This is a genomic window from Marivirga sp. (assembly GCF_024636815.1).
Taxonomy (GTDB): Bacteria; Bacteroidota; Bacteroidia; order Cytophagales; family Cyclobacteriaceae; genus Marivirga.
This window is the reverse complement of the sequence record NZ_JAGXGF010000058.1, coordinates 1-25,362: the sequence shown is the minus strand read 5'-3', so window position 1 is coordinate 25,362 and position 25,362 is coordinate 1. Positions and strand designations below refer to the sequence as shown.

The following is a 25,362-nucleotide window of genomic DNA, read 5'->3' as shown; positions in this document are numbered from 1 at the left end:
TCAGGCAGTTTATAATCATGCCTGAAACTATAAAACTTATGAATCAAAATAATTATGTCATCATCATGGCTGGTGGAACCGGAACCCGCCTTTGGCCAGTAAGTACTTCCAAAAAGCCTAAGCAATTTCATGATTTATTAGGAGTAGGTAAAACATTACTCCAAATGACTTATGAAAGGTTTTTGACGAAATTCCCTAAAGAAAATATATATATAGTCACCAACAAAGAGTACGAAGATTTAATTCATGAACAAATTGAAGGGTTAGGCAGTCAACAGTTACTTTTAGAGCCATATAAAAGAAATACAGCTCCTTGTATTGCTTATGCAGCTTATAAAATTGCCAGTAAAAATCCTGACGCTTCCATGGTAATTGCTCCAGCCGACCATTTAATTTTAAAAGAAGATGTTTTCCATCAGTCTGTTGCCGTGGCCTTGGATAGTGCATCCAAAAATGATCAATTGGTAACTTTAGGAATGCACCCTAATAGGCCTGAAACTGGTTATGGTTATATTCAATTTATTCCTGATTCTGCTACCATCAAAAAAGTAAAAACATTTACTGAAAAACCAGAGATTGGATTAGCACAAAAATTTATTGAAAGTGGTGATTTTGTTTGGAATGCAGGTATTTTCATATGGTCTGCTAAAAGTATTTTAAAAGCATTTGAATCTTATTTACCTGATTTAGCAGAGGTTTTTGCTGATGGAGAATCACAATACTTCAGTGCTAATGAGAGCTTATTTGTGAATAAAGCTTACACTCAATGTGTTAATATCTCTATTGATATTGGAATAATGGAGAAAGCAGATAATGTATTTGTGCTATTGACAGATATAGGATGGTCAGATTTAGGAAATTGGGAAAGCCTTCATGAAATTAGAGAGAAAGATGATCAAGGAAATGCTTCTCCAAGTAATGTAATGAGCTTTAATTCCTCGGGAAATATTGTGACCACCGATAAAAGCGATTTAGTAGTAATTCAAGATTTACATGATTTTCTGGTTGCTGAGCAAGATGGTGTGATTTTGATTTGTAAGAAAAATGCCGAAAAAGAAATTAAAGAAATTGTGAATTCAGTAAAATCTGAAAAAGGAGATAGTTTTATATAATCTCCTCTTTCAGATTATTTTATCAAAAGTAGTTGGCTATCCATTGGCGATTCAAGCCAATGCTTTACATCAGCTTTTATTTCTACATAATTTCCCGGATTAAGCTCATTTTCATTACCCTCTTCATCTTTATAAAAAGCTTTTCCATCAATACAGATTAAAAGTGCATCAGTTTTAGAGCTGTGTTCTTTTAAAGTTTCATTTTTCAATAACTGAATTGCAGTTGTATTTCCACCCAAACTGCTTTTGAAAATTGGTTTGGCTGAAACCCCTTTATTGCTGTCATGTAATTCGCTTATGTGTCCCATGCTTATTTTATTTTATGATATGTTCTAAAAAATCTCCTACAAAGTAAGCTACAAGTGCAGCTAATGCTCCTAAAAGCAAGGTTTCTGAAATCCCTTTAATTATTGAATTATTAGTCACCTTGGATTTTAAAAAACCAATTATAATAAAACCGATGCCAGTCATTACACTTGACCATAAGAATTTGTTATTGACTTCAATATTTAAGTAATCAGCTACAAAAACCAATAATGGGATCAACCCTATAATCAAAAAAGAAATAAAAGTATAAAGTCCTGTCTGAAAAGGAGATTTTTCCTCTTCTATCAGTCCCAGTTCATATTTCATCATCACATCCACCCAACGGTCTTTATCTTTTGTAATTACTTCCACCACCTGGCTTAATAAGGGATCTTCAAAACCTTTTTCTCTATATATATCACGGATTTCCTCTCTTTCTGTTTCTGGCATATTATCCACTTCCCAGTATTCTATGGCTTTCTGTTTATGGAAATTTTGTTTCTCAGATTTTGCAGACATATAAGCCCCAATCGACATTGAAAATCCATCAGCAAATAAATTAGCAAATCCTAAAATAATGATAATGGCATTATCCAATCCAGCACCTACAGCACCAGCTACGACCGCAAAAGTGGTGATACTGCCATCAATTCCACCATAGACAAATTCTGATAAATAATTTTGATGCTTGCCTAAAAAGCTACTTTCCTGATGTATAAATTCTTCGCTTTTCTCCATTTCAATTTAATGTATAAAAGTATTCTAAGAAGAACGGATGGTTGCATTTATTGATTAGATTATTCTGAAAATAAAAAAAAGTGGGTTTTTAAAAACCCACCTTTCATGTGTATATAACTGTTTTTAAGTTGTCACATGGAATTCGATAAATTTTATTCATCCTCGTTTGGTATGTTGAGGATGAATAAAATGTATGCTCATTTCATGTGATTAAGAAAAATTAAGAACTAGGACTATGATGATCATGGTGGTAATTATCCCTATTACCACAGGCCAGTTCACTTGTTCTTCATCGGGTGGAGTGGCAATGTTTTGATTTATATTTTTCATTTTATTGTGTTTACAGAAAATACTGTAACAAGCTAATTTACGGATATTATATAAAAAGGTGAGGGAATTTGAAATAAATATTTTTGATGTAATACGACATTTGTCGTGAGAAAATTTGCTTAATACGACAAATGTCGTTTAATTGCTTTTAAATTATAAAAGAAATGGATAGAAGCAAGCAGAAACCTTCGGAAGCAGAACTAGAAATTCTTCAGGAATTGTGGGATAAACCCGGGCAAACAGTAAATGAAATTCATGATCGTTTGCACGAAAGGAAACAGGTGGGCTATACCACAACATTGAAACAAATTCAAAGAATGTTAGAAAAGCGGATGTTAAGCAGAAAAAAAGAAGGGAAAATTTATGCTTATTTCTCTGAGCTTGATGAACAATCAACCAAGAATAATATTTTTAATAAGCTTTCTGATACCCTTTTTAAGGGGTCGGCTAAAGAAATGGTCATGCACTTATTGGGGAATCAAGAAACTAGTCCTGAAGATTTGAAAGAATTAAAGGAATGGATTGAGAAGCAAGAGAAAGGAGGTGCAAAATGATGGATTTATTACAAAACTCAACTTTAAGTTTAATGGGAATATGGGTTACTGTCAGTTGCTTAAGTGGTCTTTTAGTTTATTTGCTTATTAAGCTTTTTGATTTTTTATATCCAAATCAATCTTCTTCGGATAGATACCACAAAAGTATAGTTGGATTGGTATTTTTCTTTCTGATTACTATAGCCAGTACCTACGTTTTCAATGATAATATCAAAAATGAAAATACTACTTATTGGGAATTAGAAAGTGTTAATGAATTGACTGTCGAATCCTCCTTAATTAATGGAAGACAAGAAAGTAAATCCGTCATAGCACCAGAAAAAAGTGATTTTATGACAAGTAGTTTAATATTTAAATCACTTGGTATTTTTTGGTTGATAGGCGCTTTTGTTTTTTCTATAAAGATGATTGGTGGATATTATTATACCCAAAATTTAATAAATCAAGATCAGGGAAGTATTTCTCAAAAATGGAATAAATTTATTCAGAATCAATTATGGCAACTAAAGATTAAGAGGGATGTAAAAGTATTTGAAAGCCAGAGAATTACTTCTGCTTTAACTTTTGGTTTCATAAAGCCAGTAATTGCATTGCCTTTAGGCTTTTTTGCCACCTTACCTGCTGACCAAATTGAAGCTGTTTTATTGCATGAACTTTATCACATTAAACATAAAGATTATTTAATTAACCTGCTAACTATGACTTTTGAGGTCATATTCTTTTATCATCCATTAATGTGGTGGTTGGCTAAAAGTATTAGAGTTGAAAGAGAAAACAGATGTGATGACCAAGTCACTCAAATTGCAGATAAGCAAGTTTATGCACATGCTCTACTTAATATGGAAAGCTATAGACAATCGATGAACTATGCTATTCCATTTTCAAATAAACAATCTAACCTTAAAATGAGAATTATGAGAATTTTTGAACAAAAACCAGAACATAACATCGGTTTAAAACCATTTTTAAGCCTTTTGATGATTGTTGTTTTTCTGATGGGCTTTACTTTTTATAAGCTGGAAGAACCAAAAGAGGAATCAAAACTGGTAAAAACAGCTGAACAGAAAGTAGAGGAGATGGAAAAACAAATTCCTCAAAAACCAGAGGAGAAAGTACTTTTCAAATCAGAAGACAGCCGTCTTGGATTAGTCTTGGAAATGACTAAGAATACTTTGATAGCAAAAACCGAAAATGAAAAAGTTAAGCTATTTGTAGATGAAAAATTATTTCCTTTAAATCAAAAAATACCCTTGGGTGAGCAAGATATAGCTACCATGTATGAAATAGAAGAAAATACAGCTTATCATTTTTTTAGCATAAATTACTTTAAATCAAATAACAGGGCTAAGTGGGAAAAGGAAAATGAAAATCGAAATACTTATATTTTTGATAGGAAGACTGAGTTTTTCACCTTTAGACCAGCAAAAGATTTTGCTTCAGAACCTGATAATGTTAGTGATGAGGAAATGGAAGAGATGATTTTCAGAAGCTATAAGACCTTCAAAATTAATCGAGAAGCTAGATAACAAGCCAGCTAATGTCTCAGAGATCAATATACCTGGACCTGTTCAAATTCAGTTTGAAGATGGATTTGGTATGACTGGAGACTCAAGTAATCTTGAGGTTTTAAAGAAATTGGTCAAAAAATTCGGATCAGATGAAAAGGCTGAAGTGACCGTGAAAATTGATGGTAAATTGATCAAGAACGAAACTGACTTAGAAAAAATATTAGGAAATAGAGAAATTAGAAATATCCGAATTGTTTTGCCTTCAGAAAATGCAGAACAAGGACTTATAGAAATTATTACTGATAATGTTGTAAAAGTGAGGATTGAAGAAGTTGCTTCTGATGAAAATGAAAAGACAGCAATTAGTGAAGTACCCGAAAATGACAATACTATTACCATCAGTGTTTTTTATAAAACAAATGATGGAGATTTTTCAGGTGAAATGAAGATGGATGTTGAAAAGGAAAGTGTTTTGGAGGTTTTAGGTTTTAAGAGTTCTGAAGTTTTATTTGTTATTGACGGAGAGGAACAAACTTTAGGCTACAGACCAAATGATGTTGATCCAAATAAGATTGATAGTATTTCAGTATTGAAAGACAAAAAAGCTACCGATAAATATGGTGAAAAAGCTAAGAATGGAGTAGTAGAAATATATCTCAAAAAAGAATAAGAACCGGTAAACTATCAATCTTAAAATGGCTTGTCAATGACAGGTCATTTTTTTTATTCGAAATTTCTACAACGTAACATTTTAAAAGACAACCTATAAATTCACTTCAAAATCCTCTTTTTTGATTAACTTGCCATAAATATTAAGGTGATATGAGAGAAGATTTCCTGACAGGAGATGATGAAAATTTAAACCCAGAAGAGAAAGAGTTTGAAAAAGCACTTCGACCACTCTCTTTTAGTGACTTTACTGGTCAGCAAAAGACAGTGGATAATATTCAGGTATTTGTTCAGGCTGCAAAAAAGCGATCAGAGCCTTTGGATCACGTACTATTGCATGGCCCTCCAGGATTAGGGAAAACTACGCTATCTCATATCATAGCCAATGAATTAGGTTCTAGTTTGAAAGTCACTTCTGGCCCAGTCTTGGATAAACCCGGGGACCTAGCCGGTTTATTAACCAATCTGGAAGAAGGAGATGTTTTATTTATAGATGAAATCCACAGACTTAATGCAGTAGTAGAGGAATATCTTTATTCTGCCATGGAAGATTTTCGCATAGATATAATGTTGGACAGCGGGCCTAATGCTCGATCGGTTCAGATTAGCTTGAGCCCATTTACCTTAATTGGAGCTACCACACGCTCAGGATTGTTGACTTCTCCATTAAGAGCTCGTTTTGGTATTAATGCTCGTTTGGAATATTATGATGCTGAATTGTTAAAGAAAATTATCAAGCGTTCTGCTTCTATATTAAATACTCCTTTAGAAGAAGATGCTGCTTTTGAAATTGCCAGAAGAAGTAGAGGAACGCCAAGAATTTCTAATACGCTTTTAAGAAGAACCCGTGATTTTGCCGAAATAAAAGGCGATGGAACCATCACCAAGGAAATTGCGGAATTTGCCTTAAATGCACTGGATGTAGATCAACATGGATTGGATGAAATGGATAATCGAATTCTAACTACCATTATAGAGAAATTCAACGGAGGACCTGTTGGCCTGGGAACAATAGCGACTGCAGTTGGAGAAGAAGCCGATACTATCGAAGAAGTTTACGAGCCATTTTTAATTAAAGAAGGATATTTAAAAAGAACCGCCCGTGGTCGTCAAGCTACTGAATTAGCTTATAAACATTTAGGAAGTGTGCCTCCGGGCAGATTAGGGACTTTGTTTGATTAATGTCATTATCTAAAGAAAAAAATACCAAAATCATCAAATCCATAGCCTCCGATTTGGGCTTTGATTTCTGTGGCGTGTCCAAAGCTGGGTTTTTAGAAGATGAAGCCCCTAAGTTAGAAAATTGGCTCCAAAAAGGATACCATGGCAAAATGCATTACATGGCAAATCACTTTGATAAGCGACTTGATCCCACAAAACTAGTCGAAGGTGCAAAATCAGTGGTCTCTTTAATGTACAATTATTATCCCGAGCAAGATTTAGCCAAAAGTGATTCCTATAAAATAGCCAAATATGCTTACGGCAAAGATTACCATTTCGTCATCAAGGATAAGCTGAAAGATTTCATGTCCCGCATCCATAAAGAAATAGGAGAGGTGGACGGAAGAGTTTTTGTGGATTCAGCTCCTGTTATGGAAAGGCAATGGGCGGCTAAAAGTGGATTGGGCTGGTTAGGGAAAAATAGCTTGTTGCTCAATAAGCAAAGAGGAAGTTTCTATTTTCTAGCGGAATTAATCATTGATTTAGAGTTGGAGGAAGATGGCCCTATGCAGGATTATTGTGGAACTTGCACCAAATGTATTGATGCTTGCCCGACTGACGCTATAGTGGGTGATGGAATAGTGGATGCTTCCAAATGCATTTCGTATTTAACTATCGAACTCAAAGACGATTTACCAACAGAGTTTTCCGATAAAATGGAAAATTGGGTTTTTGGCTGCGATATTTGCCAGGATGTTTGTCCTTGGAACCGTTTCTCAAAACCTCATCAAGAAGAGGCTTTTCAACCGCATTCCATATTAACCGAAATGGATAAAAAAGACTGGGAAGAAATGACTAAAGAAGTTTTTAATGAAGTATTCAGAAAATCTGCAGTGAAACGGACTAAATATAGCGGTTTGATGCGGAATATTGATTTTATAAAATAATAATAACCATTGATTCGTATTTGTTAGGAGTTGGTAATTTGACTTCAATGACCACTCCTGAATTAAATGATCTATTTAATTACATATTAAATACAGCTATCCCCGGATTTTCATCTGTTGTAATCCCGTAAATTTTAGATTCTTTTTCATCAACATGTATACTCTGTAATGAAAAATCTAACTTATAAGAAGAAACCAAATTGCCATCATAAGAAAATTTATAGATAATCTTCGCAATATCAGAGTGGTTTTGGTTTACATTTATTGAAGTTTCCCCGGAATATAGTCCATAAATATAATTGTCACTTAGGTAGGCTCCATAATAACAATACACATCAGTTTCTCTATCAGTTAAAGCCATAGGATATCCAGCAGAATAATCAACCGTAAATTCAGGAATTATATTTCCGGGTCCTCGGATTGATAAAATGCTGGAATCTTTTAAGTCAAGTACTTCGATCATATCTCTATTTATGCAAGCTAAAGCAAATTTATTCTGCTGTGGATTAGAAAATAATTTTCCTTGATGAACTGAAGAGATTACATTTTTGGGGATATCCTCTGATTTTTCAACATAACCTTCCCAAGTATTAAAACCTGCAATTTCTTTACCATTTGCTGAAAATTCCGCAAACTGGTAAGAACCATCTGCTTTTATTCCGATAAAAGAATTTCTGTAGCTGGGGGCAAATTGAACAGCCAATACATCATCAGAAGTTTGCTTATATGTTTTTACAATTTCACTTTCAGTTATGTTATAAAGTGTTGATATTTTTGTTTCAGGGCAATATATCCAGAATTTATCAGGTTCAGAGGAAGGATACAAATTCCAAATTTTATAAAATTCACCTGGCCCCATTCCTTCTTTACCGAATTTATAATCAAAAGTCATTTCATCGGCATTTATAACACTTATTAAAGTATCTCCTGCCAATTCAGTTACTATTAATTTGGAATTCACTTTTATTATGCTGTTCGGTACTCGTGTTTGATCAAATACATGTTTTTCGCCTATTAAGGGTTTGTATTGGATATTGCTATGATTAAAAGTATTGATTTGATAATTCTTTTTAGAATTTGTCCTTTGACAGGAGACAATAAGAAAAATCAATATTATTGAAAGTATTAAAGATCTATTCATATTTTATTTAATTTTAAAAAAAAACTGCAGCGTATTTTCACGCTGCAGAACTACTTTATGGGCAATATGGACCACCCGAATACCATTTCGCTCCTAGGAATGTCATTCCATTGGGATGATAGCATACACTCCCAAAATTATCACAACAAATACCACCGTAATCTATTGGTTCTGATATAGTTTCCGGCTCATTTTGAGAAAATAAATAACTGCTCGACATTATTCCGCCAATTAACAAAATAGCAGTTGCAATTTGTTTTTTAAACATTTTCATAATTTAAATTTTAAATTTTAAAATAGAATTAAAAATTTAATCAAAGCGGCAGTAGAATTGGGATATCGACCTTTGGCCGGAAGGGATAAGTACAATTCACTTTATAGGTTTGGTTAAAATATCGACTAGTAAAATATTTAATCAATCTATTCACTTTGATTAATTATATAATTCAAATCTATCAATAAATTAATATAATGCAAAAAAAAACGGTTTTAATTATAATTGTACGTTAAAACATTAAGTAACTACCTTTCAGGGCTGAAAAATAGCTGGGATAACCTTTTTTAAATCCTCAGAGTGCACTACATATTGCACATAATCAGGTAGATCTTTCAAAGGCATCATTAATAAACCAATTTTTTCACTTTCTGCATATTCATGATAGTCAGCTACAGAATGAAGGTGTAATTTGATGAATCCTAAGGGTTCAAAAAATCTTTTAGTTAAATTCACTAATTTTTGTTCTTTCAATCGGTTGTTTTTGCTAAGTGCATAAGGTGAAATAATAGTGGCAGGAATGGCGGTTTGTGGCAAAAAGGGTTTGATTACTTCAAATGAGTTCTCAAAGTTTTCATGGCCTGTGAATTTAATGAGCACTTGTTCTTTAATGGGATGGTTGCGATGGTAGAATAAAACAGGTCGGTCAAATTTTGCTAAACTTTTAAGGAAATTGCCTAAATCAATTTCAAAATCCTTTTCTTTTAATTTTGAAAGTGGCAAAACAAGCTGATCCTTATTTTCATGTTTCGATAAACAACTATTGCAAATTCCGTTTTTACAGGTATAGAATGATTTGGCTGAAACCCAGTCATTGGGTTGTGCCTGTCCTCCTTGATTTTGAATCTCTTTAGCTACCATTTTTCCCAATTGTTTTTCACAAAATTCGCAAAATTGTGATGGAACTGTACTGAGATTAATAAGGAGGTAATATGATTAATGTCATGGTTTTTTGGAGAGTCAAGATTTAAGAGCCAGGAAACCAGACAGAACTTCGAACTTCTAAATTTCCAATTTTCATTTTATCACTATTTTTAGGAAAGTAACTAGCTTTAGAGACCCTAGAAATCATTTATGAAGTTTTAATTGCTCATATTTTTCTACTAACAATATATAACTTTCTGGAGATTTTAATTTTAGGTTCTCATTTGATATGAAATTTTTTAATTCTTTTTCTTTGTCGCTAAAATGGTCAAGGATATTTTTTTTATCTACCTCTTGTACAGTAAGAGAATTTAAATCAATTAAATAATATTTATATCTTTCATATCTATTGAATCCACTAGTTTTATATGGAGTGTACCTTCCATCGACTCCAGTTGCAATCCCAGTGTTCACCTCTTTTACTATGTTAATTTCATTTCTACCAAATAAAAGTAATTCTGAGCCATTATAAAGCAATTCAGCAAATACTTTATTACGTTCCAGTTTTATAGAATAATAGTGATGCCTTTTCATATTACTACTATCCATATAAGAAAACTCCAATACATTATAAACATTAGCTACTATTAAATTATCATCTTTGTTTATTTTTAAAATTCCCTTTGGTGCTAATTTATTAAAGGATATTTCACCAGTAAATTTCTCCCCATTTTTAAAAATGACTTCCCCATATACCCATTTATCTGGTTTATTTTTTTTTAATAATTTATTAATAAGCTGTGATTGAGCAGAATATTGAAACAGGAAAAATGAAAGAATGGCAATTGCAATAAATTTGATATGCATAAAAAATATTTTTTTCCAAAAATAATAATTACTATAAACTAAAGGTGTATTCTACAGGGTTTTGTGATTATCTTGAGTAGTTGAGAATATGGGTTATTACCTTATTTTTATTTATATCATTTTATAATTTCTAGTTTAGCCTGTAATATTAGCCTAGTTTCCTTTCCTCTAGTACCCGTCCTTTCTCACTAGGCAATGCTGACTACTTATATAACAAATAACCATTTCTCATCTCTTTATATTCCTCTAGACCAGCTTGCCAACTCATTTTAATTTCCTCTTCTGAAAAACCTGCTTCAATCTGCTGGCGTAATGATTCTGTTCCGGCTAATTTTGTTAAGAAACTATTGAAGTATTCATTTTTATCTGGAAATGCTTTATAGAAATCAATCAAATACTTTAATGAAATTCCTTCTTCGAAATCTTTTGTCTCAAAATCAATTCCATAACACTTTTGATCCTCAAAAGGAGGGTGGGTACTACTTCCAGGCATGCTAATGGGGGTGAAAGTATGTTTAAAATCTTGTAATAATGGATGGCCAATTTGCTGAAAAGGTTTTTCAGTTCCTCTGCCCACACTGATGGCAGTTCCTTCGAAAAGGCAAAGAGAAGGATAAAGCGCAATACTTAAATCATTTGGCAAGTTCGGTGAAGGTTTAATGGGTAAGGAATATGAATCACTGTGACTATAATTTTTATTTTCTATAATTTTTAATTCACACTGAACTTCATTTTTCAACCACTTTTCACCATTTATCATTTGAGCTAGCTCAGCTACAGTTAAACCATGCAAAATTGGTATGGGGTGTATCCCTACAAAAGACAGATGTTCCATTTCCAAAATAGGGCCGTCTATATACATTCCGTTTGGATTGGGTCGATCTAATATTAATAATGGAATATTATTTTCCGCACAGGCTTCCATTACATAATGCATGGTGCTGATATAAGTATAAAATCTTACTCCCACATCCTGTATGTCAAAGATCACCACATCCAGATCTTTCAATTGCTCATTACTAGGCTTTTTATTTTTACCGTATAGAGAAATAATAGGCAATCCTGTTTTTTCATCAAATCCTGACTTTATTTTAGCTCCAGCATCAGCCTCTCCACGAAAACCATGCTCAGGAGCAAAAACTTTTATTATATTAATATCATGCGATCTTAAAGTATCAACCAAATGTGTTTGGTCAATGGTAGAAGTTTGATTCACCACCATTCCTACCGATTTTCCTTTTAAATAAGGAAGATATTCTTCAGTTTGATATGCTGCAGGAATTGGTGAATTTTGTTGTGCTACGCAAGCATTTATCAAAATCATAAAAAATAGAGCGCAAAGCGGAATGAGTTTGCTAATGAAATTGTAATTTGCAGTTCTAATCATAAATCAAAAATAAAGTTAATTCTTGAATCTACCTGATTTTATAGCGAAACGTACGATTAATTCTAAAACCGGACAATTTTCCGGCAGTATTTATAAAATTGCCATCAGCAGTATTGCTATTGGGTTGGCTATAATGTTGATCGCACTCCTGATTTTAGGAGGATTTCAAAAGACCATAAAAGATAAAGTTTACAGTTTTGCAGGTCACATGCAAGTAACGAAATATACACTTAGTAATTCTTTTGATGAGTCACCAATCTCAACTGAGACCAATTTTTTTCATAATCATCAAGATTTACCTTTCATTCGTCACGTGCAGGGAGTTGCTTATAAAACTGGATTATTGAAAACCGAAGAAGCGGTAGAAGGGGTGGTGATTAAAGGAATAGGTACTGATTATGATACTGCGAATTTTGCCTCCAACTTAATTGAAGGAAGATTTCCCAATGTCCATGCTGAAAATTATAGTACGGAAATTATCATCAGTAAAGAGATAGCACAATTATTAAGACTGGAATTAGATCAAAAAGTCATTATGTATTTTGTTCAAAATCCTCCAAGATACCGACAGCTGGAAATTGTTGGGGTTTATGAAACTGGTTTAGAAGATTTTGATGAGCGAATGATTATTGGAGATATCAGAATGATTCAAAGATTGAATGATTGGAAAGAAGATCAAGTGGGGAGTTATGAGGTTTTTATAAAGGATAATATTGATGAAGAAGAAGCAGAATCTATTGTTTTTGATAAGGTGGAATCCGATCAATTTGTAAACCTCACAAGTAAAAAATACCCTCAATATTTTGAATGGCTGGAGTTACTTAATCAGAATGTAAGATTGTTCTTAGCTTTGATTTTGTTTGTGGCCTGCTTTAATATGGTAGCCGTCATTTTCATCCTTACCATGGAAAGAACACCTATGATAGGTATGTTGAAATCAATGGGTGGTCAAAATAAATTGATACGAAATATATTTTTAATGAGTGGTTTGCGATTGACTTTTAAAGGCTTGCTTTACGGAAATTTAGTAGCAATAGGAGTTGCTGCATTACAATATTACTTTCATATCATTCCTCTAGATCAACAAAATTATTATATGAGTTCTGTTCCTATCCTCTGGGATTTTAAGATGATCATAGGCTTGAATTTATTAGTATTAATTGTCGTACTGATTTCTCTTTTCCTCCCTGTTTGGTTTATAGCTCGTATGAAACCCATTAAGGCTATCCGTTTTGATTGATGGGTGGTGATTTTCTTCCCAGCCTAGTGCAATAATGCCACCCTAACAGGGCTTGGGTAGTCTGCTATCATCATACTTACCATAATATCATCCCTCTGGGACTTTGTTCTGCGGTTTGACGGTTAAAACCGTCTAATCGCTGATGGCACTGTCCTGGAATATCGGTCAGACGGAAATATGGGGAATTCTCAAGATGAAACCTATCACTACATTATTTTGATTTGGGCATAGTTTATGATTTTGATATCCGTCAGACCGAAACTGCTGGCAATCCAACATCCAACATCCAACAACATCCTACACCCAAACACCCTACTTCCATCTCATAGCTTCCATCTTCTTCAACCTGCTAACATAAAACCTATTCACATAGTCACATCTATACCCCATCACTTAAGAAATTTTCATTTTTTATCTTCCTATTCTTAGCGTCTTTCACTAATTTCAAACTCTGAATTATACCACCTTCTCAGCAAATATTTTATGTATTTAGTTTACGATACCGAGACCACCGGATTACCAAAAAATTACAATGCTCCATTAAGCGATGCAGAAAATTGGCCACGTTGTGTTCAGATTGCCTGGCAGTTACACGGAGCAAATGGTGAGCTTTTAGATGCACAGAACCACATCATCAAACCAGAAGGATTTGATATTCCATATAATGCGGAAAAAGTGCATGGAATTTCTACTGAAAGAGCTCAAAAAGAAGGTAAACCACTGATTGAAGTTTTAGAAGCTTTCAAAACTGTTCTGGAGAAAACGGATGTGGTGGTCGGACATAATATTAGCTTTGATGTTTCTATTATGGGTGCTGAAATGCTGAGAAAAGAGCTTTCTGAAAAGGTTCTTACAGAAAAGCCCATAATCGATACTAAAGAAGCGGGAACAGACTTCTGTAAAATTCCAGGAGGAAGAGGAGGGAAGTTTAAGTGGCCAACCCTAACAGAGCTTCATAAAAAACTATTCGGAAAGGATTTTGCCGATGCACATGATGCCGCTTATGATGTGGATGCTACTGCCAAATGTTTCTTTGGTTTGATTAGCGAACGAGCAGTAAAGCCATTGGGAGAAACTCCAATCGAAGCAATCAGTTATGAGCCACCCAAACTGGATGTAGCAAACTTTGCTGCAAGCTCAAAAAATGAAGAAAAGGCAGCGTCTGATGCGCTAAAGCAAGCTAAAAATGCTGATATATCAGAATTAAGCGATACTAATTTTGTCCATCTTCATTGTCATACGCAATTTTCTATTTTGCTATCTACTACAGAAATTCCTTCCATGGTCAATAAGGCAAAAGAGTTGGGAATGCCAGCTATTGCTATGACAGACCATGGCAATATGATGGGGGCCTATAATTTTGTGCGTGATGCGAATAAAGCCGGAATCAAACCAATAGTAGGTTGCGAGTATTTCCTTACGCAGGACAGAACTAATAAGAAAAATAAAGATGATGGTTTCCAAACTGTCCTTTTGGCAAAAAATAAAGCTGGATATCATAATTTAGCAAAACTATCTTCCATCGCCTTTGTAGAAGGTTTTTATTATGTTCCTCGAATAGATAAAGAAGCATTAATACAATACAAAGAAAATATTATTGCCACCACTGGTGGATTATGGGGGGAAGTCCCATTTTTGATTTTAAATGCAGGAGAAAGTCAAGCGGAGGAAGCTTTCGTTTGGTGGAAAGAACAATTTGGTGAGGATTTTTATATAGAATTAAATCAGCACGGTGTTCCTGAAGAACAAAAGGTAAATGAAGTATTATTAAAATTTGCCAAAAAGTATGATGTAAAATATTTCGCAGCTAATAATACCTATTATACGAATAAAGAAGATGCAGAAGCGCAAGATATTCTACTTTGCGTAAAAGATGGTGAGACAACTGGTGAGCAAGGAAAGCCTAAGAAGTATGTAGGGAAAAGAGGGCGTGAATACCGCTTTGGATTGCCTAATGATGAATTCTATATCAAGTCTCCGGATGAGATGAAGAAGCTATTTGCCGATTATCCAGAAGCCATTGCTTGTACGGCTGAGATAGCAGATAAAATTGAAGGTTTTGAATTAGCAAGGGATGTGCTATTGCCAAAATATGATATTCCGCAAGAATTTATTGATCCTAAGGATACCGAAGATGGTGGAAACAGAGGAGAAAATGCCTATTTACGCCATATCACTTATGAAGGAGCGAAAAAGCGCTATCCGGAAATCACCGATGAAATTAAAGAACGAATTGATTTTGAGCTTGAAACCATTGAAAGAACAGGCTATCCTGGTTATTTCCTGATCGTTCAGGATTTCACAACTGCTGCTAGGGAAATGGGCGTGTCGGTTGGTCCAGGCAGGGGGTCAGCAGCCGGTTCAGCAGTGGCCTATTGTACAGCAATCACCAATATTGATCCCATTAAATACGATTTACTATTTGAGCGTTTTCTGAATCCAGACAGGGTTTCATTGCCCGATATTGATATTGATTTTGATGATCACGGTCGCCAAAAAGTAATAGATTATGTAATCAAAAAATATGGTGCCAATCAGGTAGCTCAAATCACAACGTATGGTACTATGGCTGCTAAATCAGCCATTCGGGATACTGCTCGTGTGATGGAACTACCTCTGATGGATGCAGATAGGATTGCCAAATTGGTACCGGATATCAAGCTGAAAGCCTTATTCGAATTGGCTACTGATAAAAAGAAATTATCGGCTAAGTTGAAAAATAATGGGGAGGCCATCAGTAAAGCAGAAGAATTATTGAACTTGGCAAAAGCAGATGATGCTTCTGCAAAAGTAATCAACCAAGCCAGAGTATTGGAAGGCTCGGTGAGAAATACCGGTATTCATGCCTGTGGAGTGATCATTACTCCTGATGATATTACCAAATTCGTTCCCGTTGCCTTAGCTAAGGATTCGGATATGTACTGCACGCAATTTGATAATGCAGTGGTGGAAAATGCAGGTCTTTTAAAAATGGATTTTCTGGGGTTAAAAACCTTAACACTGATTAAGGATGCAGTCAGAATTGTGGAGGAAAGACATGGTATTAAATTAGATCCGGATGATTTCCCGATAGATGACCCCAAAACTTATGAGCTTTTTCAGAAAGGAGAAACAGTAGGGATTTTCCAGTATGAATCTGCCGGTATGCAAAAATATTTGCGGGATTTAAAGCCTACGGAATTTTCGGATCTGATTGCGATGAATGCCCTTTACCGACCAGGTCCGCTAGAATATATTCCGAATTTCGTAAAGCGTAAAAATGGTCTGGAGGAAATCAGTTATGACCTTCCTGAAATGGAGGAATACCTAAAGGAAACTTATGGTATAACCGTTTACCAAGAGCAGGTGATGTTGCTTTCACAGAAATTAGCAGGCTTTACCAAAGGTGAGGCAGATGTTTTGCGTAAAGCGATGGGTAAAAAAATCTTTGCCCTGCTGGAAGAGCTGAAACCGAAATTTATTAATCAGGGAGCTGAAAAAGGACATCCCAAAGATGTGCTTGAGAAGATATGGAAGGATTGGGAAGCCTTTGCAGCTTATGCATTTAATAAATCACACTCGACTTGTTATGCTTGGATAGCATACCAAACCGCCTATTTAAAAGCACATTATCCTGCTGAGTACATGGCTTCTGTGCTGAGTAATAATATGGGCCAAATTACGGATGTTACTTTTTTCATGGAAGAATGTAAACGTGCGGGCATAGAAGTATTAGGACCGGATGTGAATGAATCTAATCCTGGATTTACAGTAAATGAAAATGGTCAAATCCGATTTGGACTGGCTGCCATAAAGGGAGCTGGTTCTGCTGCAGTGGAAAGTATTATTCAGGAGCGTAAGGCTAATGGACAATACAAGGATATATTCGATTTTGCAGAGCGAATACCTCTAAAGAGCGTCAATAAAAAGACATTCGAGTCACTAGCTATGGCAGGTGGCTTCGATTGTTTTAAAGAATATCATAGAAAGCAATTCTTGGTTTCCGATAATGGGGAAGGCACTTTAATTGAGAAAATCATTAAATATGCTCAAAAACTACAGCATGAAAAAGACAGCGCCCAAACTTCCTTATTTGGTGGAGACGGAGGAGTAGCAATTCCACCACCAAGAGTAGTGGAAATGGAGCCTTATTCCGAGTTGGAAAAACTGAATATTGAAAAAGAAGTAGTAGGGCTTTTCATTTCGGGCCATCCATTAGATGCATATAGATTTGAAATGGAAAGTTTCTGCAATACACAGGTTTCAGAGTTGAATGATATAGAGAGTCTTGCATCTAAAAATGAAGTAAAGGTTGGAGGAATAGTCACGGCCATAGCCCATAGACAAACCAAAACAGGAAAACCATTTGGTACTTTAACTCTGGAAGATTACGGAGGGTCATTTACCTTTTTCCTTTTCGGAGATGATTATTTGGGAAATAAGCAATTTTTCGAAAATGGGTGGTTCATTTTTATTTCAGGAAGAGTTGGCAAAAAACCATGGGGAGATCAGGCATTGGAGTTTAAAATCAGTAAGGTTGAATTACTATCCGAATTAAGAGATAAAAGAACGAAGAGTCTCGCTATTAGCTTGGATTTGAATGCCATAACAGAAGATTTAATAGTGGAGCTTGATAATTTATGCCAGACATTTAAAGGGGAATGTGAAGTGAAATTGGAATTGCAGGATAAAATAAACGGTTATAAGGTAGAGACCAAATCCAGAAAATATAAAGTAAATCCAAGTAATGAGCTTATAGAAGGGCTTAACAGAATTCCAGATTTGAATTATAGGATATTGACTTGATCTAAATAAAAAATCCTCATCTCATAACATTAATGTTAAGATGATGATTTGTGAGTTGAAATTCAATGCAGACCAGCAGCCTACACACAGGTTTATATTTGTTTGATATTAACTTCTTTTTTATTGTTTCTGCTATTTTTGCCAATTGGAACGAATATTTCCAATCTGTTATCATGGTGAACTGCATCTACATCATCTGTATTGGCAAAAATTGGTAATTCCACTTTTCTGTAAAATAATGGGATAACTACCCCAGAATTTACCGCAGGGTGAATTATTGTAGCAAATATTTGTAATGAATTTTGATCTGATATAACTTTTAATTGTTCTGCCTCAATGCTTGGTGCATTTACCATAATCGAGAATCCATCATCCAGATTTTCAATGCTAAAATCTATTTGTGTAACGCCTCCGCCCAAGGTGTTTAGCTGGTCACCTTGATATAATAAGTTTCTTAATAGGTCTTTATTTTTAAGTAAATTCATAATCCTTGAATTTTAGTATTCAGTGTACAAACATCAAAACTTGATCCAATGATTATTGTTTATGGATTTAAGCCATAATGACGTGCTGCACTGATTTTGACTGACATTTATTCAGGTTAATTAAAGAATTTTGTCTATGCTGAGACATATTAAAAGTATCGAATTCGTACTTTTGCAGTCTAATAAATAAAATGGATTCAAAAATAGTAGTCATTATTCCTGCCTTTAATGAAGAAAATGCCGTTGGTAAGGTAGTAAAAGCTATTCCAAAGGAATGGGTAGAGGAAATAGTAGTTGTAAATAATAATTCTACGGATCAAACTCGACAGGCAGCAGAGCAGGAGGGGGCATTGGTTTTGGATCAACCCATTAAAGGCTATGGAAATGCCTGTTTAAAAGGGATGGAATATGTGAAATCTAAAACAAAAAAGCCTGATATCATCGTTTTTTTGGATGCAGATTATTCAGATTATCCTGAGCAATTGCCTGATTTGGTCAAACCAATATTAGAAGATAGGATGGACATGGTAATAGGGTCAAGGGCTTTAGGTGAAAGAGAAGGAGGGAGTATGACTTTCCCTCAGGTTTTTGGAAATAGGTTAGCTACCAGGTTGATTTGGCTTTTTTATGGTTATCGTTTTACGGATCTTGGTCCGTTTAGAGCTATTCGCTGGGATAAGCTAATGGAAATCAATATGAAGGATAAAACTTTTGGTTGGACTGTAGAAATGCAAGTGAAGGCAGCTAAAATGAAAATGAAATGCACAGAAGTGCCAATGGCCTACAGGAATCGAATTGGAAAGTCTAAGGTTTCAGGCACAGTTTACGGAACTGTTATGGCAGGATATAAAATTTTATACACCATTTTTAAATATTTATGAACATGACTTGGGAATGGTTAATTATTGTGCTTTACGGACTCAGCTTACTGTTCATATTCTTTTTCAGTTTAGGACAGTTGCACCTAACCTATTATTATATAAAAGCTAAGAAAAAACAGAAAAAAGGAGCTCTGAAAACACCTACAATGAACGGAGATTACCCCAAGGTTTGTGTTCAGTTACCCATTTTTAATGAAAAATATGTAGTCAACAGATTGGTAGATGCAGTTTGTGAATTAGATTATCCCAATGAATTATTGGGAATCCAGTTGTTGGATGATTCAACAGACGAAACAACCGAAATTCTGGAAGCCAAAACACAATATTGGCAATCGAAAGGTAAAAATATTCAACTCATCAGAAGACCTGAAAGAGTTGATTTTAAGGCGGGAGCTTTGAAATATGGAATGGAAAGGACAGATGCTGAGTTCATCGCGATTTTTGATGCTGATTTCTTACCACAACCATATTTTTTGAAAGCTACAGTTCCTCATTTTCAAAATGAGAAAATTGGGGTTGTGCAAACTCGCTGGGGGCATGTTAATAAGGAATATTCAATTCTCACTCGCTTACAGGCTTTTGGACTGGATGCGCATTTCACGGTAGAGCAAGTAGGTAGAAATACTGCAGGTTCATTTATCAATTTTAATGGAACGGGTGGTGTTTGGCGTAAAGAAACTATTAAAGATGCCGGAGGATGGTCGGCTGATACTTTAACAGAGGATTTGGACTTGAGCTATCGTTCGCAATTGAAGGGTTGGGAATTTCTATACCGAGAAGATGTTGAATCTCCTGCTGAATTACCGATAATTATGCCTGCCATTAAATCTCAACAATTTAGATGGAACAAAGGAGGAGCAGAAACCGCACGAAAGAATTTCTTGAAGGTATTGAAAGCACCGATTGGATTCTCCAATAAGCTACACGCATTTTTCCATTTATTTAATAGTTCTATTTTTATTGCTATTTTGATAACTGCAGTGCTGAGTGTTCCTATGCTTTGGATTAAAAGTATTCATCCTGAGTTAGCTCTTTTATTCCAAATAGGAAGCGTTTTTCTGCTTGGTTTTTTCTCTATTGCTATTTTCTATTGGGTAGCTAATAAACACTTGATGAAAGGAAAGGGTCATGGTAAATATTTCTTTAAAACCTTTCCGCTTTTTATCACGGTATCCATGGGTTTGTCATTGCATAATGCCCTGGCTGTGGCGGAGGGCTTATTGGGATTTAAATCTGCTTTTATAAGAACACCAAAATTTAATATTTCTGATAAAAATAAAAGCTGGAAAGATAATCAATACATCAAATTGCAGTTCAGCTGGTTAAGTGTTTTGGAAATGATCTTGGCGCTGTATTTTGCCTTTGCGATATTTTTAGGATTTAATTTAGGTGATTATGGTTTAATCATTTTCCATTTGATGTTAATGTTGGGATTTTTAATGGTTTTTTATCATTCGGTAAAACCACAACTCAAATAGATTGAAAAATTCTTTAAAGTATATAGCTGTCATGATAATGGGTGCATTGCTCATAAGCATCAGCTATTTTACTTTAAGATATGAAAGTTCATTTCTGATTGGACAATTTATATTGCTCTTTGCTCTTTATTTATTTTTGACTTACCAAAAAAATAAATTCTCTTTAAAGGAGATTATTTTAGTTGGGATACTTTTCAGATTGATTTTATTGATTTTGATGCCCAATTTATCAGAAGATGTATATCGTTTCCTTTGGGATGGTAAATTATGGTGGGAAGGAATAGACGCTTATGCGTGGTTACCTTCCGAAATTGCTAAAGAAAATATTCTAAGTTCTGAGTTATTTGCTCAACTCAATTCGCCTAATTATTATAGTATTTATCCACCAATTAATCAATTGATTTTTGCAATAGCTGGAATTTTTGAAAATACTACTTTTGGGATTATTGCTATTCGACTTTTTATCATTTTGGCAGAACTTGGAACTCTAATTCTGCTCCCTAAAGTTTTGATGCACTATGAAAAGAATTCCAAACTTTTGATTTTCTATGCTTTCAATCCTTTGGTGATTTTGGAATTAGCAGGGAATCTACATTTTGAAGCTTTTGTAATATTCTTTTTGCTATGGGCTGTTTATGAATTTGAAAAAAGGAAAGTTTATAAAAGTGCCTTAGGAATAGGATTAGCTATAAGTTTTAAACTTGTCCCCATCATTTTGCTGGCAAGCTTTTTTAAGAAATTTGCTTTAAGGCAATATGTGAAATTTGTTATGCTGGCTAGTTTAGTGGCAATGTTAAGTTTTCTACCCTTTCTATTTTCCGATGCAGTTAAAGGAATTATAACCAGTACATCACTTTATTTCCAGAGTTTTGAGTTTAATGCTAGTATCTATTATTTGATTCGGGAAATTGGTTTTGCTGTAAAAGGCTATAATATCATTGCCACGTCAGGTCCGCTGATGGGTATTTTTGCATTTTCTGGTATGGCAATTTTTAATTTGTTAGCCTCTTCAAAAATGAACTTGCCTGAGAGAATGTTATGGACTTATGTGATATATTTCCTTTTTGCTACTACAGTTCATCCCTGGTATGTTTTACCAATTCTAGTGCTAGGAATTTTAAGCGACTATAAATTTCCAGTATTATGGACTATTACCATATTCTTCACTTATTGGGGTTATTCTCAAACTGGATATCAAGAACATTTATGGATAGTTGTAGTTGAATACATCTCATTGCTAGCTTTTTTCGTATTTGAATTGATACAAAAATCTAAAAACTGGAAAAAACTTTATGCTTAAATTCTGGCTTAATATCATGCTAATATCATTTATTCAAACCTTAGTTGCTTGTGGTCAGCAAACCTATGATCAAAAGCTGCAATCGCTTTATAGTAATACAGTGTCTCTGGTCCAGCCTCAAGAAGTAAAAAAAAAGCTAAACGAGAAAGAAGTGGTTATTCTAGATACACGTTCTGCTAAAGAATATAGTGTTAGTCATCTACCTAATGCCCGATTTGTTGGTTACGACCACTTTGATATTTCTCAAGTGAAAGATATTCCAAAGGATAAAGAAGTAGTGGTTTATTGTTCAGTTGGGTATAGAAGTGAGAAAATAGGGGAGAAGCTCAAAGATGCTGGATTTGAAAATGTGAGCAATATGTATGGAGGTATTTTCCAATGGAAAAATGAAGATTTTGATGTAATCAACCAAAAGGGAGAAGTTACCGACAGCGTTCATGTTTATAATAAACGCTGGGGTAAATGGTTGGAAGAAGGAAAAGGTATAAAGGTCTATGAATAAAAAGCACTTACTGATTATTTTTGTAAAAAATCCTGAGCTAGGTAAATGTAAAACCCGATTGGCCGCCACCATAGGTAATCAAAAAGCATTGAATTTTTATAAGAATATGCTTAAAAGAACCAAAGAAGTAGCAGAGGATGTCAATGCAGATAAAGCCGTTTATTATTCTTCATTCATAGATGAAAATGATTTATGGTCTAATCAGCGGCCTTTCTACAAGTATCTACAAAACCTAAATCCTGATTTGGGAATTAAAATGCAATCTGCCTTTGAAGAAGCCTTTCAGGGTGGATATGAGTCAGTTTGTATTATTGGCAGTGATTGTTACGATTTAGATGAGAAAGTTGTCGATCAAGCCTTCAAGTCATTGGAAAGTAAAGATGCTGTTTTAGGGCCATGTAATGATGGAGGTTATTATTTACTAGGTATGAACCAATTACATCCAGAGCTTTTCAAAAATAAAAATTGGAGTACAGAAACTGTAGCTTCAGATAGTATTCAGGATTTCAAAAATCTTAATTTAAAATATGTTTTATTGGAAGAGTTGACTGATATAGATAATGAGGAGGATTTAATGTCTATTCCAGATGAGGTTATTGAAGAATTTTTATCCTAATATTTATGGAGTATTTTATAAATAAGTGAAAACTTTTTGCCTAAAAACAACCACCCCGTCCTTCGGACACCCCTCCTTTTTTAAGGAGGGGAGCTTCTTCGAGCAAATAAATGCTCTATATTTCAATTTTTATACTGATCGTCTTGTTTTTGAAAACCGATATCTTTCGTATATACCCATGGATGTTTTGCACATCCTGCTGCTCCCCTGTTTTAGGGGAGCTGTCCGAAGGACTGAGGGGTTTTAAACACAAAAAAGCCCTTGAATAATAATCCAAAGGCTTTTATCTAATATCTAAAGTCTAGACTCTAGAATCTATCTTATCCAATAGCTACTCTCTTGAATTCAGTAACGGTCATTCCTTTGTTAACTGAATCTAAGTATTGAGCAATAGAAGTTTTGTTATCTTTTACGAAAGCTTGAGGTAATAAAGTGCTCTCTTTGAAGAATTTGTTCAATTTACCTTGAGCAATTTTTTCTAACATTTCTTCTGGCTTGCCTTCCTGACGAGCAGTTTCTTTTCCTATTTCGATTTCTTTTTCAATAACAGAAGAATCAACACCGTCTTTATCAACAGCAACAGGGTTCATTGCAGCAATTTGCATCGCTACATCTCTACCAGCATCTTTAACATCAACACCACCAGTGTTTTTCAAAGCAACCAAAACACCTAATTTAGCTCCAGCGTGTACATAAGAAACTACTTTCTCGCCTTCTAAAGTTTCATAGTGGCTGATTTCGATTTTCTCTCCAATTTTACCTACCATTTCAATCACTTTTTCACCAATAGTGATGTCTTCGTAAGGAATAGCTTTCAAGGCATCTAAGTCAGCTGGTTTTTCGGCAGCAACTTTACCGATAATTTCTTCACCAAATTTCTGGAAGTCTTCATTTTTAGAAACGAAGTCAGTTTCACATGTTAAAGAAATTAAGAAAGCTTGAGTTTCATCATCATTAGTTTTGATGAAAACATTACCTTCAGTAGTTTCTCTATCTGCTCTTTTTTCAGATAACTTCTGTCCTTTTTTTCTTAAATATTCGATGGCTTTGTCAAAATCACCATCAGCTTCAGTTAATGCCTTTTTGCAATCCATCATGCCGGCACCTGTTATTTCTCTAAGCTTTTTTACTTCTTGTGCTGTAATAGCCATGCTTATTTGATTTTAAGTTTAATATTATAATTTAGAATGGGGTATTATGAATCATGAAATAAAACTAGACTAAACTTTGATATTTCCTGCTTATTAAATGATTACTATAGTTATTTTGAATAATTACTTAACAGACACTGTAAAATAAAAAATTGAACACCTGAGCTAGTCTGATGTTCAATTTTTGTATTTATTCAATATTGTTCATTAGAAGATTTATTCAGCAGATTTTTCAGAAGTTTCTTCTTTCTTAGAATCTTCCTTCTTAGGTTCTTCTTTTTTAGAATCCTCTTTAGCATCTACTGCTTTTTTCTCTTCTTCAGCTTGTTTCATTTTAGCATCATCTTTCTCTGCCTTTCTTTCCATCAAGCCTTCTTCAATAGCTTTACCGAAAGATTTTAAGATCAAGCTAATTGATTTCCATGCATCATCATTAGCAGGAATTGGATAATCAACTTGAGTAGGATCAGAGTTAGTATCCACCATTGCGAAAACAGGGATGTTTAATTTCTGAGCTTCTTTGATTGCGATGTGCTCTCTTTTGATATCGATTACAAAAAGTGCAGAAGGAAGTCTGTTCAAGTCAGCTATACCGCCTAAAACTCTTTCCATTTTTTCTTTCTCTCTTTGAATCATCAATCTCTCTCTTTTTGCAAGATTAAGATATGATTCTTCTTTTTGCATTTTATCGATGTTAGCCAATTTTTTTAATGACTTTCTGATAGTTGCAAAGTTAGTCATCATACCACCTTGCCATCTATCTACTACATAAGGCATATTTAATCTTTTAGCCTCTTCCATCACGATGTCCTGTGCTTGTTTTTTTGTAGCAACAAATAAAACTTTTTTACCAGAACGAACATGGTTCTTGATAGCATGACATGCTTCATCTAAAGCGGCCAAAGTTTTATTTAAGTCAATAATGTGGATGCCATTACGCTCCATGAAAATGTAAGGAGCCATTTTAGGATCCCACTTTCTTGTTAAGTGTCCGAAATGGACACCAGCTTCAAGTAAGTCGTTGTACTCAAGCTTAGCCATAAGTTTTTAAATTTATATGTTGTTG

General features: G+C 34.4%; 23 protein-coding genes. 13 read left to right on the top strand and 10 right to left on the bottom strand.

What is annotated here, in order from left to right:
• The first annotated feature begins 38 nt into the window (after positions 1-38).
• Entirely contained in the window at positions 39-1,112 is a 1,074-nt protein-coding gene (locus Q0L29_RS04425; RefSeq protein ID WP_296619421.1) for a mannose-1-phosphate guanylyltransferase, read from the top strand.
• A gap of 14 nt (positions 1,113-1,126) precedes the next feature.
• On the opposite strand, the gene Q0L29_RS04420 is transcribed toward Q0L29_RS04425, so the two are convergent.
• Positions 1,127-1,420 (bottom strand): hypothetical protein, encoded by a 294-nt coding sequence (locus tag Q0L29_RS04420; protein ID WP_296619420.1) that lies wholly within the window; start codon positions 1,418-1,420, stop codon positions 1,127-1,129.
• Between the two features lie 7 nt (positions 1,421-1,427).
• Entirely contained in the window at positions 1,428-2,156 is a 729-nt protein-coding gene (locus Q0L29_RS04415) for a VIT1/CCC1 transporter family protein (protein WP_296619418.1), read from the bottom strand.
• 494 nt (positions 2,157-2,650) lie between these two features.
• Here Q0L29_RS04415 and Q0L29_RS04410 point away from each other — a divergent pair, with 494 nt between their 5' ends.
• From Q0L29_RS04410 to queG, 5 genes are all read left to right on the top strand, one after another.
• Complete coding sequence (locus Q0L29_RS04410; protein WP_296619415.1) at positions 2,651-3,040, top strand: BlaI/MecI/CopY family transcriptional regulator; 390 nt, start codon at positions 2,651-2,653, stop codon at positions 3,038-3,040.
• Positions 3,037-4,566 (top strand): M56 family metallopeptidase, encoded by a 1,530-nt coding sequence (locus Q0L29_RS04405; RefSeq protein WP_296619414.1) that lies wholly within the window; start codon positions 3,037-3,039, stop codon positions 4,564-4,566. The genes Q0L29_RS04410 and Q0L29_RS04405 overlap by 4 nt, the downstream gene beginning before the upstream one ends.
• A 70-nt stretch (positions 4,567-4,636) precedes the next feature.
• Positions 4,637-5,218, top strand: a complete 582-nt coding sequence (locus Q0L29_RS04400; RefSeq protein WP_296619412.1) for a TonB-dependent receptor plug domain-containing protein — start codon at positions 4,637-4,639, stop codon at positions 5,216-5,218.
• A 152-nt stretch (positions 5,219-5,370) separates the two neighbouring features.
• Entirely contained in the window at positions 5,371-6,399 is a 1,029-nt protein-coding gene (ruvB, locus tag Q0L29_RS04395; RefSeq protein WP_296619411.1) for a Holliday junction branch migration DNA helicase RuvB, read from the top strand.
• Entirely contained in the window at positions 6,399-7,325 is a 927-nt protein-coding gene (queG, locus tag Q0L29_RS04390; protein ID WP_296619409.1) for a tRNA epoxyqueuosine(34) reductase QueG, read from the top strand. The genes ruvB and queG overlap by 1 nt, the downstream gene beginning before the upstream one ends.
• Positions 7,326-7,404: 79 nt before the next feature.
• On the opposite strand, the gene Q0L29_RS04385 is transcribed toward queG, so the two are convergent.
• The 5 genes from Q0L29_RS04385 to Q0L29_RS04365 form a co-directional block, all read right to left on the bottom strand.
• Positions 7,405-8,466: a BF3164 family lipoprotein gene (locus Q0L29_RS04385; protein ID WP_296619408.1), complete on the bottom strand. Its 1,062-nt coding sequence runs from the start codon at positions 8,464-8,466 to the stop codon at positions 7,405-7,407.
• Positions 8,467-8,521: 55 nt separating this feature from the next.
• Positions 8,522-8,734 carry a hypothetical protein gene (locus Q0L29_RS04380; protein ID WP_296619407.1) on the bottom strand — a complete coding sequence of 71 codons (213 nt, stop codon included), beginning with the start codon at positions 8,732-8,734 and terminating at the stop codon, positions 8,522-8,524.
• Positions 8,735-8,995: 261 nt separating this feature from the next.
• A complete protein-coding gene (locus Q0L29_RS04375; protein WP_296619405.1) occupies positions 8,996-9,601 on the bottom strand; it encodes a hypothetical protein in 606 nt (201 codons plus the stop codon).
• Between the two features lie 207 nt (positions 9,602-9,808).
• The gene (locus tag Q0L29_RS04370) at positions 9,809-10,471 is read right to left on the bottom strand and encodes a hypothetical protein (RefSeq protein ID WP_296619404.1); all 663 of its coding nucleotides are present in this window, start codon (positions 10,469-10,471) and stop codon (positions 9,809-9,811) included.
• A 202-nt stretch (positions 10,472-10,673) separates the two neighbouring features.
• Positions 10,674-11,858: a DUF1343 domain-containing protein gene (locus tag Q0L29_RS04365; RefSeq protein WP_296619402.1), complete on the bottom strand. Its 1,185-nt coding sequence runs from the start codon at positions 11,856-11,858 to the stop codon at positions 10,674-10,676.
• 22 nt (positions 11,859-11,880) lie between these two features.
• Between Q0L29_RS04365 and Q0L29_RS04360 the strand changes: the two genes are divergently transcribed.
• Positions 11,881-13,098, top strand: a complete 1,218-nt coding sequence (locus Q0L29_RS04360) for an FtsX-like permease family protein (protein ID WP_296619401.1) — start codon at positions 11,881-11,883, stop codon at positions 13,096-13,098.
• Between the two features lie 483 nt (positions 13,099-13,581).
• A complete protein-coding gene (gene dnaE / locus Q0L29_RS04355; RefSeq protein ID WP_296619399.1) occupies positions 13,582-17,883 on the top strand; it encodes a DNA polymerase III subunit alpha in 4,302 nt (1,433 codons plus the stop codon).
• 92 nt (positions 17,884-17,975) lie between these two features.
• Here the strand turns inward: dnaE and Q0L29_RS04350 are convergent, their stop codons facing one another.
• Positions 17,976-18,368: an Hsp20/alpha crystallin family protein gene (locus Q0L29_RS04350; protein ID WP_296619398.1), complete on the bottom strand. Its 393-nt coding sequence runs from the start codon at positions 18,366-18,368 to the stop codon at positions 17,976-17,978.
• Between the two features lie 191 nt (positions 18,369-18,559).
• Here Q0L29_RS04350 and Q0L29_RS04345 point away from each other — a divergent pair, with 191 nt between their 5' ends.
• The 5 genes from Q0L29_RS04345 to Q0L29_RS04325 are packed head-to-tail and all read left to right on the top strand — an operon-like array spanning position 18,560 to position 23,145.
• On the top strand, positions 18,560-19,249 hold the full coding sequence (locus tag Q0L29_RS04345; protein WP_296619396.1) for a glycosyltransferase family 2 protein: 690 nt from the start codon (positions 18,560-18,562) through the stop codon (positions 19,247-19,249).
• A gap of 2 nt (positions 19,250-19,251) precedes the next feature.
• Entirely contained in the window at positions 19,252-20,727 is a 1,476-nt protein-coding gene (locus Q0L29_RS04340; protein ID WP_296619452.1) for a cellulose synthase family protein, read from the top strand.
• 1 nt (position 20,728) lies between these two features.
• On the top strand, positions 20,729-22,027 hold the full coding sequence (locus tag Q0L29_RS04335) for a hypothetical protein (RefSeq protein WP_296619395.1): 1,299 nt from the start codon (positions 20,729-20,731) through the stop codon (positions 22,025-22,027).
• A gap of 16 nt (positions 22,028-22,043) precedes the next feature.
• Positions 22,044-22,529: a rhodanese-like domain-containing protein gene (locus tag Q0L29_RS04330; protein ID WP_296619393.1), complete on the top strand. Its 486-nt coding sequence runs from the start codon at positions 22,044-22,046 to the stop codon at positions 22,527-22,529.
• The gene (locus Q0L29_RS04325) at positions 22,522-23,145 is read left to right on the top strand and encodes a TIGR04282 family arsenosugar biosynthesis glycosyltransferase (RefSeq protein ID WP_296619391.1); all 624 of its coding nucleotides are present in this window, start codon (positions 22,522-22,524) and stop codon (positions 23,143-23,145) included. Before Q0L29_RS04330 ends, Q0L29_RS04325 begins: the two co-directional genes overlap by 8 nt.
• 320 nt (positions 23,146-23,465) lie before the next feature.
• On the opposite strand, the gene tsf is transcribed toward Q0L29_RS04325, so the two are convergent.
• On the bottom strand, positions 23,466-24,296 hold the full coding sequence (gene tsf / locus Q0L29_RS04320; RefSeq protein ID WP_296619390.1) for a translation elongation factor Ts: 831 nt from the start codon (positions 24,294-24,296) through the stop codon (positions 23,466-23,468).
• Between the two features lie 216 nt (positions 24,297-24,512).
• Complete coding sequence (gene rpsB / locus Q0L29_RS04315; protein WP_296619388.1) at positions 24,513-25,337, bottom strand: 30S ribosomal protein S2; 825 nt, start codon at positions 25,335-25,337, stop codon at positions 24,513-24,515.
• Positions 25,338-25,362: the final 25 nt, after the last annotated feature.

Bases quoted from the DNA above. Each gene is read 5' to 3' on its own strand.
- Q0L29_RS04325 (WP_296619391.1), top strand. From the start codon at position 22,522: ATGAATAAAAAGCACTTACTGATTATTTTTGTAAAAAATCCTGAGCTA.
- Q0L29_RS04350 (WP_296619398.1), bottom strand. From the start codon at position 18,368: ATGAATTTACTTAAAAATAAAGACCTATTAAGAAACTTATTATATCAA.
- rpsB (WP_296619388.1), bottom strand. From the start codon at position 25,337: ATGGCTAAGCTTGAGTACAACGACTTACTTGAAGCTGGTGTCCATTTC.
- ruvB (WP_296619411.1), top strand. From the start codon at position 5,371: ATGAGAGAAGATTTCCTGACAGGAGATGATGAAAATTTAAACCCAGAA.
- Q0L29_RS04375 (WP_296619405.1), bottom strand. From the start codon at position 9,601: ATGGTAGCTAAAGAGATTCAAAATCAAGGAGGACAGGCACAACCCAAT.
- Q0L29_RS04410 (WP_296619415.1), top strand. From the start codon at position 2,651: ATGGATAGAAGCAAGCAGAAACCTTCGGAAGCAGAACTAGAAATTCTT.
- dnaE (WP_296619399.1), top strand. From the start codon at position 13,582: ATGTATTTAGTTTACGATACCGAGACCACCGGATTACCAAAAAATTAC.
- Q0L29_RS04345 (WP_296619396.1), top strand. From the start codon at position 18,560: ATGGATTCAAAAATAGTAGTCATTATTCCTGCCTTTAATGAAGAAAAT.
- Q0L29_RS04385 (WP_296619408.1), bottom strand. From the start codon at position 8,466: ATGAATAGATCTTTAATACTTTCAATAATATTGATTTTTCTTATTGTC.
- queG (WP_296619409.1), top strand. From the start codon at position 6,399: ATGTCATTATCTAAAGAAAAAAATACCAAAATCATCAAATCCATAGCC.
- Q0L29_RS04330 (WP_296619393.1), top strand. From the start codon at position 22,044: ATGCTAATATCATTTATTCAAACCTTAGTTGCTTGTGGTCAGCAAACC.
- Q0L29_RS04425 (WP_296619421.1), top strand. From the start codon at position 39: ATGAATCAAAATAATTATGTCATCATCATGGCTGGTGGAACCGGAACC.
- Q0L29_RS04405 (WP_296619414.1), top strand. From the start codon at position 3,037: ATGATGGATTTATTACAAAACTCAACTTTAAGTTTAATGGGAATATGG.
- Q0L29_RS04380 (WP_296619407.1), bottom strand. From the start codon at position 8,734: ATGTTTAAAAAACAAATTGCAACTGCTATTTTGTTAATTGGCGGAATA.
- Q0L29_RS04365 (WP_296619402.1), bottom strand. From the start codon at position 11,858: ATGATTAGAACTGCAAATTACAATTTCATTAGCAAACTCATTCCGCTT.
- Q0L29_RS04400 (WP_296619412.1), top strand. From the start codon at position 4,637: ATGACTGGAGACTCAAGTAATCTTGAGGTTTTAAAGAAATTGGTCAAA.
- Q0L29_RS04370 (WP_296619404.1), bottom strand. From the start codon at position 10,471: ATGCATATCAAATTTATTGCAATTGCCATTCTTTCATTTTTCCTGTTT.
- Q0L29_RS04420 (WP_296619420.1), bottom strand. From the start codon at position 1,420: ATGGGACACATAAGCGAATTACATGACAGCAATAAAGGGGTTTCAGCC.
- Q0L29_RS04415 (WP_296619418.1), bottom strand. From the start codon at position 2,156: ATGGAGAAAAGCGAAGAATTTATACATCAGGAAAGTAGCTTTTTAGGC.
- tsf (WP_296619390.1), bottom strand. From the start codon at position 24,296: ATGGCTATTACAGCACAAGAAGTAAAAAAGCTTAGAGAAATAACAGGT.
- Q0L29_RS04340 (WP_296619452.1), top strand. From the start codon at position 19,252: ATGACTTGGGAATGGTTAATTATTGTGCTTTACGGACTCAGCTTACTG.